The sequence below is a fragment of the Sphingomonas sp. genome, assembly GCF_026460985.1.
Taxonomy (GTDB): domain Bacteria; phylum Pseudomonadota; class Alphaproteobacteria; order Sphingomonadales; family Sphingomonadaceae; genus Sphingomonas.
The window spans coordinates 20,135-34,343 of the sequence record NZ_JAPKNM010000077.1 but is presented as its reverse complement, the minus strand read 5'-3'; the positions used below and the strand labels follow the sequence as shown (position 1 = coordinate 34,343).

Here is a 14,209-nt window from a genome sequence, read left to right as displayed (position 1 = left end):
CAGGATATGCCCTTCTTATAGAGGATCGCAGGACGGGACGGCCTGTCGGAGGGTTCCTTCAGTGTCCCGCCGCCGACGGGTCCGGCTTCTCCGCCGGGCCCTTCGGCCGCCGGAGGAACAGCACCAAGGGCACCGACAGCGCGGTGACGATCGCCATGCCCCAGAAATCGTTGAGATAACCGATCATCATTGCCTGGCGATTGATCTCGGCATCGGCCATCGCATAGGCGGCCTGGCCGATCCCGCCTAGCGCCTGGAGGAAATAGGGATCGAGCCCGTCGAGCGTCTGCGCCGAGATGTTGGGCGCGAGCGCGGCATGGCTGGTCTGTATGCTGCGCGCGAGCATCGTGGTGACCAGCGAGATGCCCACCGACGCGCCGATGTTGCGCGTCAGGTTCATCAGGCTCGAGCCCTCGGTGCGGTATTGCGGGGGCAAAGTGGCGAAGGCCATGCCCTGGAGCGGCATGAAGATCATGCCCATGCCCAGCCCCTGGACGAAGCCCGAGAGGATGATCGGGGTGGAGCCCATCTCGAGCGACCAGTGCGTCATTTCCCACAGCGAGAAGGCGGCGATGAGGAAGCCGGTACCCACCAGCCAGCGCGGATCGAAGCCGCGCTGCACGAGCTGCGCCGAGATCGCCATGGTCAGCACCACCCCGAAGCCGCGCGGCATCAGCAGCACGCCGGTGTCGAACACCGAATGGCCGTAGAGCGTCTGGAGCATCGGCGGGAGCAGCGCCATCGTCGCCATCATCACCACGCCGATCACCAGCATGAAGAGCACGGCGGTGACGAGGTTGCGGTTCTTCCACAGGTCGCGCTCGAACATCGGGTTCTTCGCGGTGAACATGTGCACCGTGAACATCCAGAAGGCGATGATCGCGACGAGCATCTCGATCCACACCTCGGTCGACTGGAACCAGTCCTCGGTCTGGCCACGGTCGAGCATCAGCTGAAGCCCGGCGATGCCCAAGGAGAGCATCGAGAAGCCGAAGATGTCGAAGCGCCGCTTGCGGATCGGCCGCGAGGGCAGCAGCCACCACAGGATCGCGATGCAGATCACGCCGAGCGGCAGATTGACGTAGAACACCCAGCGCCAGTTGAAATTGTCGGTCAGCCAGCCGCCGATCACCGGGCCCATGATCGGGCCGACCATGATCCCCATGCCCCAGATCGACATCGCCTTGGCCTGCCGCTCGGGCGGGTTGATGTCGAGCATCACGGTCTGGCTGAGCGGATTCATGAACGCTGCGGAGACGCCCTGGAGCAGGCGGAAGGCCACCATCTCCTCGAGGCTCTGCGCCATGCCGCACAGCGCCGAGGCGATGATGAAGCCGACGGTGGAAATGAGGAACAGGTTACGCGAGCCGATCCGGTCCGAGAGCCAGCCGGTGATCGGGATCGCGATCGCCGAGGCGACGATATAGCTGGTCAGCACCCAGGTGACGGTGTCCGCAGTCGCGCCGAGCGAGGTCTGCATGTGCGGCAGCGCGACGTTGGCGATCGTCGTGTCGAGGATCTGCATGATCGTCGCCAGCATAACGCCGAAGGTGAGCAGCCCGCGATTGGTGACCGGAAGCGCGGCGACGCCCGGCTGCGGCGCGGGCGGCGTTGCGGTGGGCTGGGCAGGGCGGGCGGCGGTGGCCATGGGTTTCGCCTCTCTACACGTCATCCCGGCGAAAGCCGGGATCGCGAGCCGCATCGCGCCGCCGCTTGAGATCCTGGCTTTCGCCGGGATGACGTTTGGTCACCTGCACTGTGCCCGCAGATCGACCTCGACGTCCGATGACAGGCCCGCGATCAGCGGGCGCGGGCTCTGCTCGTCGATCGCGATGCGCACCGGCACGCGCTGGGTCACCTTCACCCAATTGCCGTTGGCGTTCTGTGCGGGCAGCACCGAGGATTCCGACCCGGTGAGCGCGCCGATCGATGCGACATGGCCCTTGAGCTTGAGCCCCGGATAGGCGTCGAGGCCGACTTCGGCGCACTGGCCGACGCGCATCTTGTTGAGGTCGGTTTCCTTGAAATTGGCCTCGACCCAGGAACGGTCGCTGGTCACGATGGTCACCGCGGGAAGACCGGTCATCATCTGCTGACCGACCTGCAGCCGATCGGCCTGGCTGACCACGCCGTCGGCGGGGGCGTAGACCTTGGTGCGGCTGAGGTTGAGCAGCGCCTGCTCGCGCTGGACGCGGGCGGCGGCGATCTGCGGGTTCTCGCCGGGCACCGCGGCGCCCGTGGCGAGCTTCGAGCGCGCCTCGGCGGCATCGGCATTGGCGCGCTGGAGCGTGGCACGCGCCTGTTCCAGCGCGTGCTCGGACTGCTGGAGCCGGGCGCGCGTGGTGAAGCCGCTGCGCATCAGCTCGGCCTGGCGGGTATAGTCTTCCTGCGCCGCCTGGATCGTGTCGCGCGCCGCCTGGATGTCGGCGCCGGTGCCGGCATAGCTGGTCTGGAGCGTCTTGAGCTCGACCTGCGCATTGGCGATCGCCGCGTCGGCCTGCGCCACCGCGATGCGATAGGGCGCGGGATCGATCTCGAAGAGCAGGTCGCCCTTCTTGACCCGCTGGTTCTCGCGCACCGCGACGTTGACGATGCGGCCGGCGACCTCGGCCGAGACCGAGACCTTGTCGTGCTGGACATAGGCATTGTCGGTCGACGCGACGCGACCCGAGGTCATCCAGAACCAGCCGGCGATGCCGAGGATGATCAGCGGCACGCCGAACATCAGCAACGGACGCAGCCAGCGGCGCTTCGCGCGGGGCTCGGCGGCCTCCGGCGCGGACGCTTCTTGGGCAGGCTCGATGATGATCGCCTCCGCGGGCGCCTTTTCGATCTTGGGATCGGCATCAGCCATTTGCGGCCTCTTTGCTCTCTTGGGTCTGGGTCACGTTCGACCGGATCACGTTGAGGGACGCGATCAGCGCGTCGCGCTCAGCTGCGCTCAACCCCTGAAGCGCCGTTTCGATCATCGCGTCGGCGATGTCGCGGAGCTCGGCGAGCACGGGGCGTGCCTTGTCGGTCAGGAAGATGCGCCACGCGCGGCGGTCGGCTGGGTCGCGCCGGCGCTCGACCAGCCCGGCTTCCTCGAGCCGGTCGATCATCCGGCAGCAGGTGATCGGCTCGACCTCGAGCAACTCGGCGATCTGTCCCTGGTTCAGTCCCTCGTGTCGTTCGAGGATCTTGAGCGTTCGCCATTGCGTGCCGGTCGCGCCGCTCTTGCGCGCGCGCTCGTCGAAGCGGCGCCGCATCGAACGTGCGACATCGGCGAGGAGGAAGCCTATATTCTCGGGCATAGTGTGCACATAGTAAGCAGGCTTATCGATTGCAATCGAGGACCTGATTGCGTTGTGCGAAGCGGCAATTGCAGGGAGAGCAACATGGCGGAGGAAATGACGGGCGGGTGCCAGTGCGGGCGCGTGCGCTACCGCGCGACGATGCGCGACGACGAGGCGTATCTGTGCCATTGTCGGATGTGCCAGCGCGCGACGGGCGGCGTCTCGATCGCGTTCAAGAGCATCCAAAAGGCGGACGTGGAATGGGAGCGCGAGCCCGATCTCTACCGTTCGTCGCCGATCGCCGAGCGCGGCTTCTGCTCGGCATGCGGCACCCCGCTGACCTTCTGGTTCCCGGAGGCGCCGCATATGGACCTGACCGTCGGCAGCTTCGACGATCCCTATCGCTTCAAGCCGACCTCGCACTCGGGCTGCGAGAGTTGGCACCGCGACTGGCTTGACACCAGCCACCTGCCCGCGACACGGACCGACGAGAACCAGAACCTCGTTCGCCGCTGGATGGAAAAAGTTGGCAAGCTTCCCGACTGAGACGCACCGCTTCACGAGTTTCGACGGCGTCGAGCTCGCCTGGACCGAGATGGGAGAGGGCAGGCCGGTGGTGCTGATCCACGGCTATTTCTCCACCGCCGAGGTCAATTGGATCAAGTACGGCCATGCGGCGAAACTCGCCGCGCGCGGCTTCCGCGTGATCATGCCCGATCTGCGCGGGCATGGCCTCAGCGATCGGCCGCACGATCCCGCCGCCTATCCGCCCGACGTGCTGATGCGCGACGGGTTCGCTCTGATCGAGCATCTCGGGCTGACCGACTACGACCTTGGCGGCTATTCGCTCGGCGGGCGGACGACTTTGCGCATGCTCGTCCATGGCGCGAAGCCGCGGCGCGCGGTGCTGTGCGGCATGGGGCTGGCGGGTTTGACCGACACCGGGGGGCGGGGGACCTATTTCCGGCGGGTGCTCACCAATCTCGGCAGCTTCGAGCGCGGCAGCTCGGAATGGTTGACCGAGGCGTTCCTCAAGACCGTCAAGGGCGATCCCGAGGCGCTACTGCTGATCCTCCAGACCTTCGTCGACACGTCCGAGGCGGAGATCGCCGCGATCGACCTGCCGACCCTGGTCGTCACCGGGGCCGAGGATTTCGACAACGGGTCGGCGCAGGAAGTGGCGGACCTGCTGCCGCAGGGGCGCTTCGTCGAGATTCCGGGCAACCACATGAGCGCGGTGATGAAGCCCGAACTGGGCGATGCGATCGTGGCGTTTCTGGCCGCTTGACGCCCGCCGGACGGCGCGCGACTGTCGCGTCATCCAAGGTCCTCAGGGGTTCCTCACATCATGATCCGTACCGGCATTTCGATGCTCGCGCTCGCCGCGTTCCTGGCGGCGCCGGCGGTCTCGCAGACTGCGCCCACAACGACGCAATCCACGCCCACCGCCGCCGAGGCGCAGGCCTTTCTCGATCGCGCCCAGAAGGAAGTGACCGAGTTCAACCTGATCAGCCAGCGCGTCCAATGGGTCAACGCGACCTTCATCACCGACGATACCGACGCGCTGGCCGCCGAATATGGCGCACGGGGTACCGAGATGTCGGTGCGCTATGCGACCGAGGCGGCGCGCTTCCAGAAGGCGCCGGGGCTCTCGGCCGAGCAGAGGCGCCAGCTCGACATGCTGCGCACCGCGATCACCTTGCCGGCGCCGACCACGCCGGGCGCCGCGAACACGCTTGCCGAGCTGTCGACGCGCCTCGGCTCGATGTACGGCAAGGGCAAGGGTACGCTGAACGGCAAGCCGATCAGCGGCAGCGACATCGAGGCGGCGATGGGCGAGAGCCGCGATCCCGCGGCGCTCAAGGAGATGTGGGTCAGCTGGCACGATCAGGTCGGCGCGCCGATGCGCGGCGACTATGCGAAGATCGTCGGCATCGCCAATCAGGGCGCGACCGATCTCGGCTTCGCCGACACGGGCACGATGTGGCGTTCGGCCTATGACATGCCGCCCGAGGAGTTCGCCAAGCTCACCGATAAGCTCTGGGCCGATGTGAAGCCGCTCTATGTGGCGCTCCACACCTATGTCCGGCGCAAGCTCAACGAGAAATATGGCGACGCCGTCCAGGCGAAGACGGGGCCGATCCGCGCCGACCTGCTCGGCAACATGTGGGCGCAGGAATGGGGCAATATCTACGATGTCGTCGCGCCGCCCGGCGCGGGCGACCTCGGCTTCGACACCGGCGAGCTGCTCAAGGCCAAGGGCTATGACTGGAAGAAGATGGTCCAGACCGGCGAGGGCTTCTATTCCTCGCTCGGCTTCGCGCCTTTGCCCGAGACCTTCTGGACGCGCTCGCAGTTCCTGAAGCCGCAGGATCGCGAGGTCCTGTGCCACGCCTCGGCGTGGAACGTGGACGAGAAGGACGATTTGCGCATCAAGATGTGCATCAAGGTCAATTCCGACGACTTCGTCACGATCCATCACGAGCTGGGGCACAATTACTATCAGCGCGCCTACAAGGATCTGCCGCAGCTCTACCGCAACGGCGCGAACGACGGCTTCCACGAGGCGATCGGCGACTTCGTAGCGCTTTCGATCACGCCCGAATATCTCGTCCAGATCGGGCTGCTCGACCGCGCGCAGGTGCCGAGCGCCGACAAGGATATCGGGCTGTTGCTGCGCCAGGCGATGGACAAGGTCGCCTTCCTGCCGTTCGGGCTGCTGATCGACAAATGGCGCTGGGCGGTGTTCGACGGATCGATCCCGGCGGGCAGCTACCAGGCTGGCTGGGACAAGCTCCGCCGCGACTATCAGGGCGTGGCGGCGCCGGTCGCGCGCGACGAGACGCGGTTCGATCCGGGCGCGAAATACCATATCCCCGGCAACGTGCCCTATACGCGCTATTTCCTCGCGCGGCTGCTCCAGTTCCAGTTCTTCAAGGCGGCATGCGACCAGGCCGGCTGGAAGGGGCCGCTCCACCGCTGCTCCTTCTACGGCAACAAGGAAGTCGGCGCGCGGCTGAACAAGATGCTCGAGATGGGCGCCTCCAAGCCCTGGCCCGACGCGCTCCAGGTCTTCACCGGCACGCGTGAGATCTCGGGCAAGCCGATGATGGAATATTTCGCGCCGCTCAGGAAGTGGCTCGACCAGCAGAACAAGGGCCAGCCGCAAGGCTGGTGACCGACTCAAAAAGGGGAAACGGAATGATGAGATACGCAATCGCGCTGGGAATTCTGGCGGCCCCGCTGGCGGCGCAGGCACAGACGGCCACCGGGCCGGTCTCGGTCGAGATCGTCAGCAACGGACAGGTTCAGGTGCCGGCGCAGCGCTACCGCCTTTCGGTGACGCTCACCGCCAAGGGCAAGGACGAGGCGGCAGCCGGCGCGACGCTTGCCGCGAACAAGACGAAGCTGATTCAGGCGCTGGCAGGGCTCAATGTCCGCGAGGCGCAGGGCGAAGTCAGCACGACCAATTCGTTGATGGGCCTGCTCATGAGCTTCGGGAGCATGAAGTCGAAACCCAGCTTCACTCTCGACACGCCCGAGGAGGATAGCGACGAGACTCCGCAATCGACCGCGACCGAGACCCTGACCTTCGACGCGCCGACGCGCGCCGCGGTCGAGAGCGTCCGCGCGCCGATCGAGGCGAATGGCGGCAAGCTGGACGACGACGTGATTCCGCTGCTCACCGACTATGTCGGTCCGACGCGCCAGGCCAAGGCGGCGGCGATCAAGAAGGCGCAGGGCGAGGCCGACGCCTATGCCGCGACGCTGGGGCTGCGGAAGTCTGCGATCACCAAGGTCAGCGAGAAGCAGGATCCGACCGCCGGGGCGCTCGCGCTGATCGGCGAGGTCGTATCGATCGTCGCGCCCAAGAAGGACGGTGCCGCCGACACTGTCACGGTGAATGCCAGCCTCGTGGTGGAGTTCCAGCTCAGCCGCTGAGGCGGCACCCCGCCAATTCCGTCATCCCGGCGCAAGCCGAGATCTCGTGCCGTCGGCCGTTCGCTTGCTGCCTGGGATCCCGGCTTTCGCCGGGATGACGATCAGCGGAACGGCGGCTCGTTGAATGCGCGGAGTTTCCGGGAGTGCAGCTTCGCGCCCTCGCGGCGGAGTTCCTCGACGGTCTCGATGCCGATGCGGAGATGCTCGTTGATCGCGCGCTCGTAGAAGCGGTTGGCCTGGCCGGGCAGCTTCAATTCGCCGTGGAGCGGCTTGTCCGAGACGCAGAGCAGGGTCCCGTAGGGCACGCGGAAGCGATAGCCCTGCGCGGCGAGCGTGGCGGACTCCATGTCGACCCCGACCGCGCGGCTCAGCGAGAAGCGCAAGGCCGTGCGGGAATAGCGCAGCTCCCAGTTGCGGTCGTCGGTGGTGACGATCGTGCCGGTGCGCAGGCGCTGCTTGAGTTCGTCTCCCGACTGGCCCGAGACGGTCTCGGCGGCGCGGGCGAGCGCGAGCTGGACCTCGGCGATCGCTGGGATCGGGATCTCGGGCGGGAGCACGTCGTCCATGATGTGATCGTCGCGCAGATAGGCGTGGGCGAGGACATAGTCGCCGATCCGCTGGCTGGGGCGCAGTCCGCCGCAATGGCCGATCATCAGCCACGCCTCGGGGCGCAGCACCGCGAGATGGTCGGTGATCGTCTTGGCGTTGGACGGGCCGACGCCGATATTGACCAGGGTGATGCCGGTGCGGCCCGGCGCCATCAGGTGATAGGCAGGCATCTGGTGGCGGCGCCACGCGCTGTCCGAGATCAGCCGGTCCATCTCCTCGGCGCGCTCGACGACGATCCCGCCCGCGCCCGAGACGCCGGTGAAGCGGCTCGGTTCACCCTGTTCATTGGGGCCGAGCTGCGAACAGGCCCAGCGGACGAACTCGTCGACATAGCGGTGATAGTTGGTGAACAGGATGTACTGCTGGACATGCTCGGTCGGCGTGCCGGTATAGTGGCGGAGACGCGCCAGCGAGAAATCGGTGCGCAGCCCGTCGAACAGCGCCAGCGGGCGGGTGCCGTCGTGCGACATCCACAGGCCGTCGGCGATCTCGTCGCCGATATGCGCGAGCTCGGTCGCGGGGAAGTGGCGGGCGAGCTCGGTCGCCGAGACTTCGTCGAGGCTGAGCGCGTGGCCGGGATCGAGCACATAGGCGAAGGGGATCTCCTGCCGCCCGGTGGTCGCGTCGACCTCGACGTCGTAATCCTCCATCAGGAAGGTGAGCTGCTCGACCAGATAGTCGGAGAACATCGCCGGCTTGGTGACGCTGATGCGATATTCGCCGGGATCGACCAGCCGGCCGAACGAGCGGCGCGGGGCGGGGCGATCATGGCCGCCGCGATAGGTAAGCCGGATCTCGGGATAGGCGAAGGAGCCGTCGGTGCGGCTCGAGGGGGCCGGCGGCGTGCCGTCGGTCAGATAGCGGGTGAGGGCGGCCTGAAGGCGTTCCACCGAGGCGCGATAGAGGCGGTCCAGCTCGGCGACGATATCGGATGCTTGAGTCATCTTCGATCGCTAATGCGCGAAGATGACTCTGGCAAGACCACCGGCTCCCTTCCCCGTGGAAAGGAGCCGATCGGCTTATTCCTTGGCCTGCGCGCCCTTGTCGCCGCCCAATTGGGTAGCCGCATAGACCGCGCCGCCGACCGCGGCGGCTGCACTGGCGGCGACCGCGGCCGCGGCAACCGGATGATCCTTCACGGCCTGCACCGTGGCATCGACCGCGCCGGCGACCGTTTCCTGCGCGCTGGCGAGGAACGACTTCTCCGATGCCTGGCCCTGGCTCGCGCTCTCGTTGCCGGAACCGTTGGTGCTGTTGCTGCTATCGCTGTTGGCCATGACGCTTCCCTTTCAAAGAAGTTACAGGGAACAACTCACGCACCCGCACGCCAGTTCCGTTACGGGCCCGGCGCTTACAGCCGGGCGAGCAGATAATCGGCCGAGCTGACCTCGAACTGGCCGGGCGCCTCGACATGGAGCTGCTCGACGACGCCGTCGTTCACCAGCATCGAATAGCGCTTGCCGCGGATGCCGAGGCCGAAGCCACTGCCGTCCATCTCGAGATCCACTGCCTTGGCGAAAGTGCCGTTGCCGTCGGCGAGCATCGTCACCTTGCCGTCGACGCCTGAGGCCTTGCCCCAGGCACCCATCACGAAGGCGTCGTTGACCGCGGTGCAGGCGATCTCGTCGACGCCCTTGGCCTTCAATTCGTCGGCCTTCTCGACGAAGCCGGGAAGGTGCTTGGCCGAGCAGGTCGGCGTGAAGGCGCCGGGCACCGAGAAGAGCGCGACCTTGCGGCCGGCGAAGAACTCGTCCGAGCCGATCTGCTCGGGGCCGGCTTCGGTCACCTTGACGAACTGAGTGGTGGGGATGCGGTCGCCAACCTGGATGGTCATGGTCTTTCTCCTGCTTCCGTTCGGCCTGAGCTTGTCGAAGGCCCGTACTGGTTCGGGCTGGGCGGTAGAAGAAGAACGCCCCTTCGACAAGCCGGGGCGAACAGCCCCTCGACGAGCTCGGGACAGGTTTCCACCATTCGATTTTCAAGCGTGGCGGACCCGAAACCCAGGCGATAAGTTGTCGGGGCATGGATTCGACGCCTTATCTCACCGGCCAGTTCCTCCTCGCGATGCCGGGGATCGGCGATCCGCGCTTCGAGCGCGCGGTGATCGCGATGTGCGCGCATGACGACGAAGGCGCGCTCGGCATCGGGATCGGCGAGACGATCGAGGGGCTGGGGCTCCACGAATTGCTCCGGCAATTCGAGATCGATCCGGGCGACGTGCCTGACGCCCCGGTCCATTTCGGCGGCCCGGTCGAGCCGCGGCGCGGCTTCGTGCTCCACTCGACCGACTGGGGCGGGCAGGACACGATCGACGTCGGCGGGCGCTGGGCGCTCTCGGGCACGATCGACGTGCTCAAGGCGATCGCCGAGGGGACGGGGCCGAGCCGCTGGCTGGTCGCGCTCGGCTATGCCGGCTGGGGCGAAGGGCAGCTCGACGAGGAGATGACCCGGCACGGCTGGTTCAGCACCAGCGGCGACACGCGGCTGCTCTATGAAGTCGATGCCGGGCGGCGCTGGGCGAAGGGCTTCGAAGCCGCGGGGGTCGATCCGCGGCTGCTGGCGAACAGCACCGGGACGGCGTGAGTCGCCGCCGCGCGGAACAGGGCAGCGAAAGGGTTTCGCTTTGGCGATGGTTAGCGTTAACATGCGCTCGCGACCGAACCTGATTTCGGCGAAGCGAGAGGGGCGGAGGATGCGGCACTTCCTGATCGCATGCGCGATGGCGCTGTGCGCGTCCCCGGCGGCGGCGCAGAGCGTCGGGATCTTCGCGAACCATGCCGATATCGGCGAGACCGCCACTCCGGGCAGCGTTGCCCATGATGCGGGCCGCTACCGGATGACCGCTGGCGGTGCGAACATCTGGGGCGAGAAGGACGCGTTCCATTATGCCTGGACGCAGCGCTCCGGCGACCTCCACATCGCCGCCGACATCGCCTGGGAAGGCAAGGGCAAGGATCCGCACCGCAAGGCGGGGCTGATGATCCGGCAGAACCGTACGCCCGGATCGCCCTATGCCGATGTGATGGTGCATGGCGACGGGATGGTCTCGCTCCAATATCGCGAGGTGCAGGACGGGCCGACGCGGCAGATCGTTTCGGCCGTCTGGCATCCTCGGCGGGTGCGGCTCGAGCGCGAGGGGGACTTCGTCTACTTCTCGGTCGCGGGCGCGGACGGTAGGCTTGCCCATGCCGGAGGCAGCTACCGGATCGCGTTCCAGGCTCCCTATCTGGTCGGGCTCGCGCTGTCGGCGCACGACGACAGCGTCACCGAGACCGCGACCTTCTCCAATGTCGAGATCGACGTGCCGCGGCTCGCTTATGTGCCCGACACGGGGTACGCCGCGAAGGTCGAGAGCACGCTCGAGGTGATCGAAGTGGGCGGCGTCCAGAGCCGCCGCGTCGTCCGCCATTTCCCCGGCAAGATCGAGGCGCCCAACTGGACGCGCGACGGCAAGGCGTTGGTGTACAACGCCGATGGACGGATCTGGCGGATCCCGGTGGAGGGCGGCGAGCCGGCGGGGATCGCGACGGGGCGCAACATCCGCAACAACAACGATCACGGCATCTCGCCCGATGGCAACAGCCTCGTGATCTCGGACCAGTCCGAGCCCGACAATCTCTCGCGCATCTACGTGCTGCCGCTCGCCGGATCGGAGCACCCGCGCGAAGTGGTGAGCGATCCCAGGGCGCGGTCCTACTGGCATGGCTGGAGCCCGGACGGGAAGACGCTTGCCTATGTCCGGGTCGGCACCGGGGATGAGAGCTACGACATATGGGCAAAGGACCTGGCCGGCGGGCCGGCACGGCCGCTGATCGTCGGGCCGGGGGTGGACGACGGACCCGAATATTCGCCCGACGGCAAGCATCTCTACTTCAACTCGACCCGCAGCGGGGCGATGGCGATCTGGCGCGCGAACGCCGACGGCAGCGATCCGGTGCAGCTCACCAAGGATCCAGAGCGGCGCGACTGGTTCCCGCACGTCTCTCCCGACGGGAAGTGGATCGTCTTCGTGTCGTTCGGGCTCGATGTCGCGCTGAGCGACCATCCGCCCAATCGCGAGGACGTGGTCCTCAAGATCATGCCCGCCGACGGCAGCGCGCCGCCAAAGGTGCTGACACGGCTGTTCGGCGGGCAGGGGACGATCAACGTGCCGAGCTGGTCGCCCGACGCGAAGCAGGTGGCGTTTGTGAGCTACCGGCTGGTGCGGTGAGCGCGGACTTCGATCTCGAACGGTTCGTGGCGGCCCAGGCGCCGGTGTATGCGGATGCGCTTACGGAGCTGCGGGCGGGGCGCAAGCGGACGCATTGGATGTGGTTCGTGTTCCCGCAGCTCGCCGGGCTGGGGGCGAGCCCGACCTCGCAATATTTCGCGATACGATCGCGGAAGGAGGCCGAGGCCTATCTCCGCCATCCGATTCTGGGACCTCGGCTGCGGGAGGCCAGCGCGGCGGCACTCACCAGCGGGCGGACGGCGGAGGCCGTGTTCGGTTATCCCGATCATCTAAAGTTCCGCTCGTCGATGACGCTGTTCGCCGAGATCGATCCGCCGGAGTTGGTCTTCGGCGAGGCGTTGCGGCGGCTGTGCGGCGGAGAGGCGGATCCGCGGACGATCGAGGGCTTGCAGCGCCTGGCCTAGCCGATCGGCGTGAAGCCCGTATCGCCCAGCTGCAGTCGGCGCAGGTCGATCCCCATCTCGCCCCGGAAGCGGGCGACCGCGGCATCGCCCAGCCGGCGCATCATCGCCTGGTCGCCGCGCTTGAACGCGTCGCCATAGGCGGCGTGCTGGACCAGGAAGTTGAGCATCAGGGTCTCGGCCATTTCCTGGCGCTGCGCCTCGCTCAACGCGGCATGGCGCGGGTTGGAAACGAGGATCGCGTGGACCTGATCGCGGACGGCAAGCACCTGGGTCTGATTGCCCTCTTTGCCGTTGGCCATGGTCCAGTTCAGGAGCCAATAGGCTGCCAATGCGTCCGCTACGTCGCCGCTACGCAAGCCGTCGCTCGTAACGATCCGCGACCAGCTGGCGATTGGATCGCCGCGCTCCATCACGGCGGCGAGCTGGCGGGCATTGGCGGCACCGACCCTTTCGCCCATCGTCGTGACGAACTGCCGGCGAACGCGCGCGCTCACGGCGGGCGAGGGGCGGTAGCCGGTCGTCGTGTCCGGGGCCTGGGAACGGACCGGCCTGCTCTTCCTGCTCGTGGACGCCGCGGGCAGCGTCGCCCGGGGCTGCCGCGTGCCGATCGACGCTTCGATCCGCTGCTTGTTGAGGATGTCGAGCAGCTCGTAATTGGAAGGGAGGACGGTCGGCATGTCCTGCGCGGCGGCGGGCGTGGCGAGGCTGGCGACGAGAGCAAGGAGCACGATGCGGGCGGGCATGGGGTCGAGTCCTCCGGACGGGCTACGTAGCGCCGGCCTATCGGAAACGCTGCGGACGATCGACGGTGTTCGGCGCATTTCCGGGGCGGCCCATCCCCGAAGATGCGGTGTAGCGGCGCTTTCGCGGGACGGGATGCGGCCGACCGCGGCTGGTCCGAACGGCGTCGCGACGGCATCATCGTGCTTCCCCTGGCCGGTCGATCGGAGAAAGTTCGGGATGCGATATCGCCTTGCAGCCATGCTCGCGGTCCTGTCTTCCGCCGGGGCGCCGGTGGGCGCGCAGGACTTCCCGGCGATCGGCAGCCAATATGTCGATTTCGGTGCCTCGATGGCGTCGGTCGGGCAGATGAACAACGTGCTCGGCGCGACGGTGCGGAGTCGGGGTGCCGATCGCTCGACAAGCCGACCGACCCGGACGGCGGCGGTCGCCAGCACAGGCTATCGTGGGTCGCCAGCGGTTTCCGCCAAGGTTCGCGGGCAATTCGCGGACTTCGTGGCGCGGGTCGACCCGGCCAATGCGGATCGCCTGCGCAAGGCCGTCCAGCAGCAGGACCTGTTGGGCATGTGGGAAAGGCATGTCGCCGTGGACGGGCTGCGGCGCGGCGACGTGGCGGACGCGATGGCGGCCTATTGGGTGCAGAACTGGCAGATCGCGAACAAGGTGTCCTTCGCCAGCCGCGCGCAGGTGCAGGCGGTGCGGGGGCAAGTGGCGCGGGCGCTCGGCGCGAGCCCGGCCTTCGCGAAGATGGCCGACGCCGATCGGCAGGCGTTGGCGGAGACGTTCATGCTCAACTTCGTGGCGCAGGGATCGGCTTATTCGGATGCGGCGCGGCGCGATGCTGGTGCGGCCGCGCGGCTCTCCGACGCGGCGGCGGCGCGCTTCCGCAAGGACATGAACCTCGATCTGCGCCGGCTCAGGCTCACCGAAGCGGGGTTGGTTGGTTGACGGGACATATAAAGATATCTTTATATCTGACTTGCGCATTCCCACCTGACGCGGTAGGG

15 protein-coding genes are annotated in these 14,209 nt (G+C 67.1%); 8 read left to right on the top strand and 7 right to left on the bottom strand.

All coding sequences use genetic code 11. From position 1 onward, the window contains the following. Window positions 1-58 precede the first annotated feature (58 nt). The 3 genes from MT490_RS12940 to MT490_RS12930 form a co-directional block, all read right to left on the bottom strand. Window positions 59-1,648: a DHA2 family efflux MFS transporter permease subunit gene (locus MT490_RS12940; RefSeq protein WP_297388263.1), complete on the bottom strand. Its 1,590-nt coding sequence runs from the start codon at window positions 1,646-1,648 to the stop codon at window positions 59-61. Between the two features lie 99 nt (window positions 1,649-1,747). Further along, window positions 1,748-2,854 (bottom strand): HlyD family secretion protein, encoded by a 1,107-nt coding sequence (locus MT490_RS12935; protein ID WP_297388260.1) that lies wholly within the window; start codon window positions 2,852-2,854, stop codon window positions 1,748-1,750. Further along, window positions 2,847-3,293, bottom strand: coding sequence for a MarR family transcriptional regulator (locus MT490_RS12930; protein WP_297388257.1), 447 nt, complete (start codon window positions 3,291-3,293; stop codon window positions 2,847-2,849). Before MT490_RS12930 ends, MT490_RS12935 begins: the two co-directional genes overlap by 8 nt. A gap of 84 nt (window positions 3,294-3,377) precedes the next feature. On the opposite strand from MT490_RS12930, the gene MT490_RS12925 reads away from it, so the two are divergent. From MT490_RS12925 to MT490_RS12910, 4 genes are read left to right on the top strand one after another with little or no spacing between them, the layout of a single operon-like run. Beyond that, on the top strand, window positions 3,378-3,821 hold the full coding sequence (locus tag MT490_RS12925) for a GFA family protein (protein ID WP_297388253.1): 444 nt from the start codon (window positions 3,378-3,380) through the stop codon (window positions 3,819-3,821). After that, window positions 3,802-4,563 carry an alpha/beta hydrolase gene (locus MT490_RS12920; protein ID WP_297388250.1) on the top strand — a complete coding sequence of 254 codons (762 nt, stop codon included), beginning with the start codon at window positions 3,802-3,804 and terminating at the stop codon, window positions 4,561-4,563. Before MT490_RS12925 ends, MT490_RS12920 begins: the two co-directional genes overlap by 20 nt. Window positions 4,564-4,623: 60 nt before the next feature. Continuing rightward, complete coding sequence (locus MT490_RS12915) at window positions 4,624-6,453, top strand: M2 family metallopeptidase (RefSeq protein ID WP_297388246.1); 1,830 nt, start codon at window positions 4,624-4,626, stop codon at window positions 6,451-6,453. Between the two features lie 23 nt (window positions 6,454-6,476). After that, window positions 6,477-7,217 carry an SIMPL domain-containing protein gene (locus tag MT490_RS12910; protein ID WP_297388244.1) on the top strand — a complete coding sequence of 247 codons (741 nt, stop codon included), beginning with the start codon at window positions 6,477-6,479 and terminating at the stop codon, window positions 7,215-7,217. Between the two features lie 101 nt (window positions 7,218-7,318). On the opposite strand, the gene MT490_RS12905 is transcribed toward MT490_RS12910, so the two are convergent. The 3 genes from MT490_RS12905 to MT490_RS12895 all read right to left on the bottom strand — a co-directional run bounded on the left by MT490_RS12905 (window position 7,319) and on the right by MT490_RS12895 (window position 9,660). After that, window positions 7,319-8,770, bottom strand: coding sequence for an AMP nucleosidase (locus MT490_RS12905; protein WP_297388240.1), 1,452 nt, complete (start codon window positions 8,768-8,770; stop codon window positions 7,319-7,321). 75 nt (window positions 8,771-8,845) lie between these two features. After that, window positions 8,846-9,103, bottom strand: coding sequence for a hypothetical protein (locus tag MT490_RS12900; RefSeq protein ID WP_297388237.1), 258 nt, complete (start codon window positions 9,101-9,103; stop codon window positions 8,846-8,848). A 74-nt stretch (window positions 9,104-9,177) separates the two neighbouring features. After that, window positions 9,178-9,660: a peroxiredoxin gene (locus MT490_RS12895; RefSeq protein WP_297388235.1), complete on the bottom strand. Its 483-nt coding sequence runs from the start codon at window positions 9,658-9,660 to the stop codon at window positions 9,178-9,180. A gap of 188 nt (window positions 9,661-9,848) precedes the next feature. Here MT490_RS12895 and MT490_RS12890 point away from each other — a divergent pair, with 188 nt between their 5' ends. From MT490_RS12890 to MT490_RS12880, 3 genes are all read left to right on the top strand, one after another. After that, entirely contained in the window at window positions 9,849-10,409 is a 561-nt protein-coding gene (locus tag MT490_RS12890; protein WP_297388231.1) for a YqgE/AlgH family protein, read from the top strand. A gap of 109 nt (window positions 10,410-10,518) precedes the next feature. Continuing rightward, the gene (locus MT490_RS12885) at window positions 10,519-12,036 is read left to right on the top strand and encodes a hypothetical protein (protein ID WP_297388229.1); all 1,518 of its coding nucleotides are present in this window, start codon (window positions 10,519-10,521) and stop codon (window positions 12,034-12,036) included. After that, window positions 12,033-12,461: a DUF1810 domain-containing protein gene (locus tag MT490_RS12880; RefSeq protein ID WP_297388226.1), complete on the top strand. Its 429-nt coding sequence runs from the start codon at window positions 12,033-12,035 to the stop codon at window positions 12,459-12,461. Before MT490_RS12885 ends, MT490_RS12880 begins: the two co-directional genes overlap by 4 nt. Here MT490_RS12880 and MT490_RS12875 read toward each other — a convergent pair. Beyond that, window positions 12,458-13,204: a DUF6683 family protein gene (locus MT490_RS12875; protein ID WP_297388223.1), complete on the bottom strand. Its 747-nt coding sequence runs from the start codon at window positions 13,202-13,204 to the stop codon at window positions 12,458-12,460. The two genes, MT490_RS12880 and MT490_RS12875, sit on opposite strands and share 4 nt — an antisense overlap. A 238-nt stretch (window positions 13,205-13,442) precedes the next feature. Here MT490_RS12875 and MT490_RS12870 point away from each other — a divergent pair, with 238 nt between their 5' ends. Then, window positions 13,443-14,150 (top strand): DUF6683 family protein, encoded by a 708-nt coding sequence (locus MT490_RS12870; protein WP_297388220.1) that lies wholly within the window; start codon window positions 13,443-13,445, stop codon window positions 14,148-14,150. Window positions 14,151-14,209: the final 59 nt, after the last annotated feature.

Coding starts and splice junctions, on each gene's coding strand:
- MT490_RS12940 (WP_297388263.1), bottom strand. CDS start 1,648: ATGGCCACCGCCGCCCGCCCTGCCCAGCCCACCGCAACGCCGCCCGCG.
- MT490_RS12935 (WP_297388260.1), bottom strand. CDS start 2,854: ATGGCTGATGCCGATCCCAAGATCGAAAAGGCGCCCGCGGAGGCGATC.
- MT490_RS12930 (WP_297388257.1), bottom strand. CDS start 3,293: ATGCCCGAGAATATAGGCTTCCTCCTCGCCGATGTCGCACGTTCGATG.
- MT490_RS12925 (WP_297388253.1), top strand. CDS start 3,378: ATGGCGGAGGAAATGACGGGCGGGTGCCAGTGCGGGCGCGTGCGCTAC.
- MT490_RS12915 (WP_297388246.1), top strand. CDS start 4,624: ATGATCCGTACCGGCATTTCGATGCTCGCGCTCGCCGCGTTCCTGGCG.
- MT490_RS12910 (WP_297388244.1), top strand. CDS start 6,477: ATGATGAGATACGCAATCGCGCTGGGAATTCTGGCGGCCCCGCTGGCG.
- MT490_RS12905 (WP_297388240.1), bottom strand. CDS start 8,770: ATGACTCAAGCATCCGATATCGTCGCCGAGCTGGACCGCCTCTATCGC.
- MT490_RS12900 (WP_297388237.1), bottom strand. CDS start 9,103: ATGGCCAACAGCGATAGCAGCAACAGCACCAACGGTTCCGGCAACGAG.
- MT490_RS12895 (WP_297388235.1), bottom strand. CDS start 9,660: ATGACCATCCAGGTTGGCGACCGCATCCCCACCACTCAGTTCGTCAAG.
- MT490_RS12890 (WP_297388231.1), top strand. CDS start 9,849: ATGGATTCGACGCCTTATCTCACCGGCCAGTTCCTCCTCGCGATGCCG.
- MT490_RS12885 (WP_297388229.1), top strand. CDS start 10,519: ATGCGGCACTTCCTGATCGCATGCGCGATGGCGCTGTGCGCGTCCCCG.
- MT490_RS12875 (WP_297388223.1), bottom strand. CDS start 13,204: ATGCCCGCCCGCATCGTGCTCCTTGCTCTCGTCGCCAGCCTCGCCACG.
- MT490_RS12870 (WP_297388220.1), top strand. CDS start 13,443: ATGCTCGCGGTCCTGTCTTCCGCCGGGGCGCCGGTGGGCGCGCAGGAC.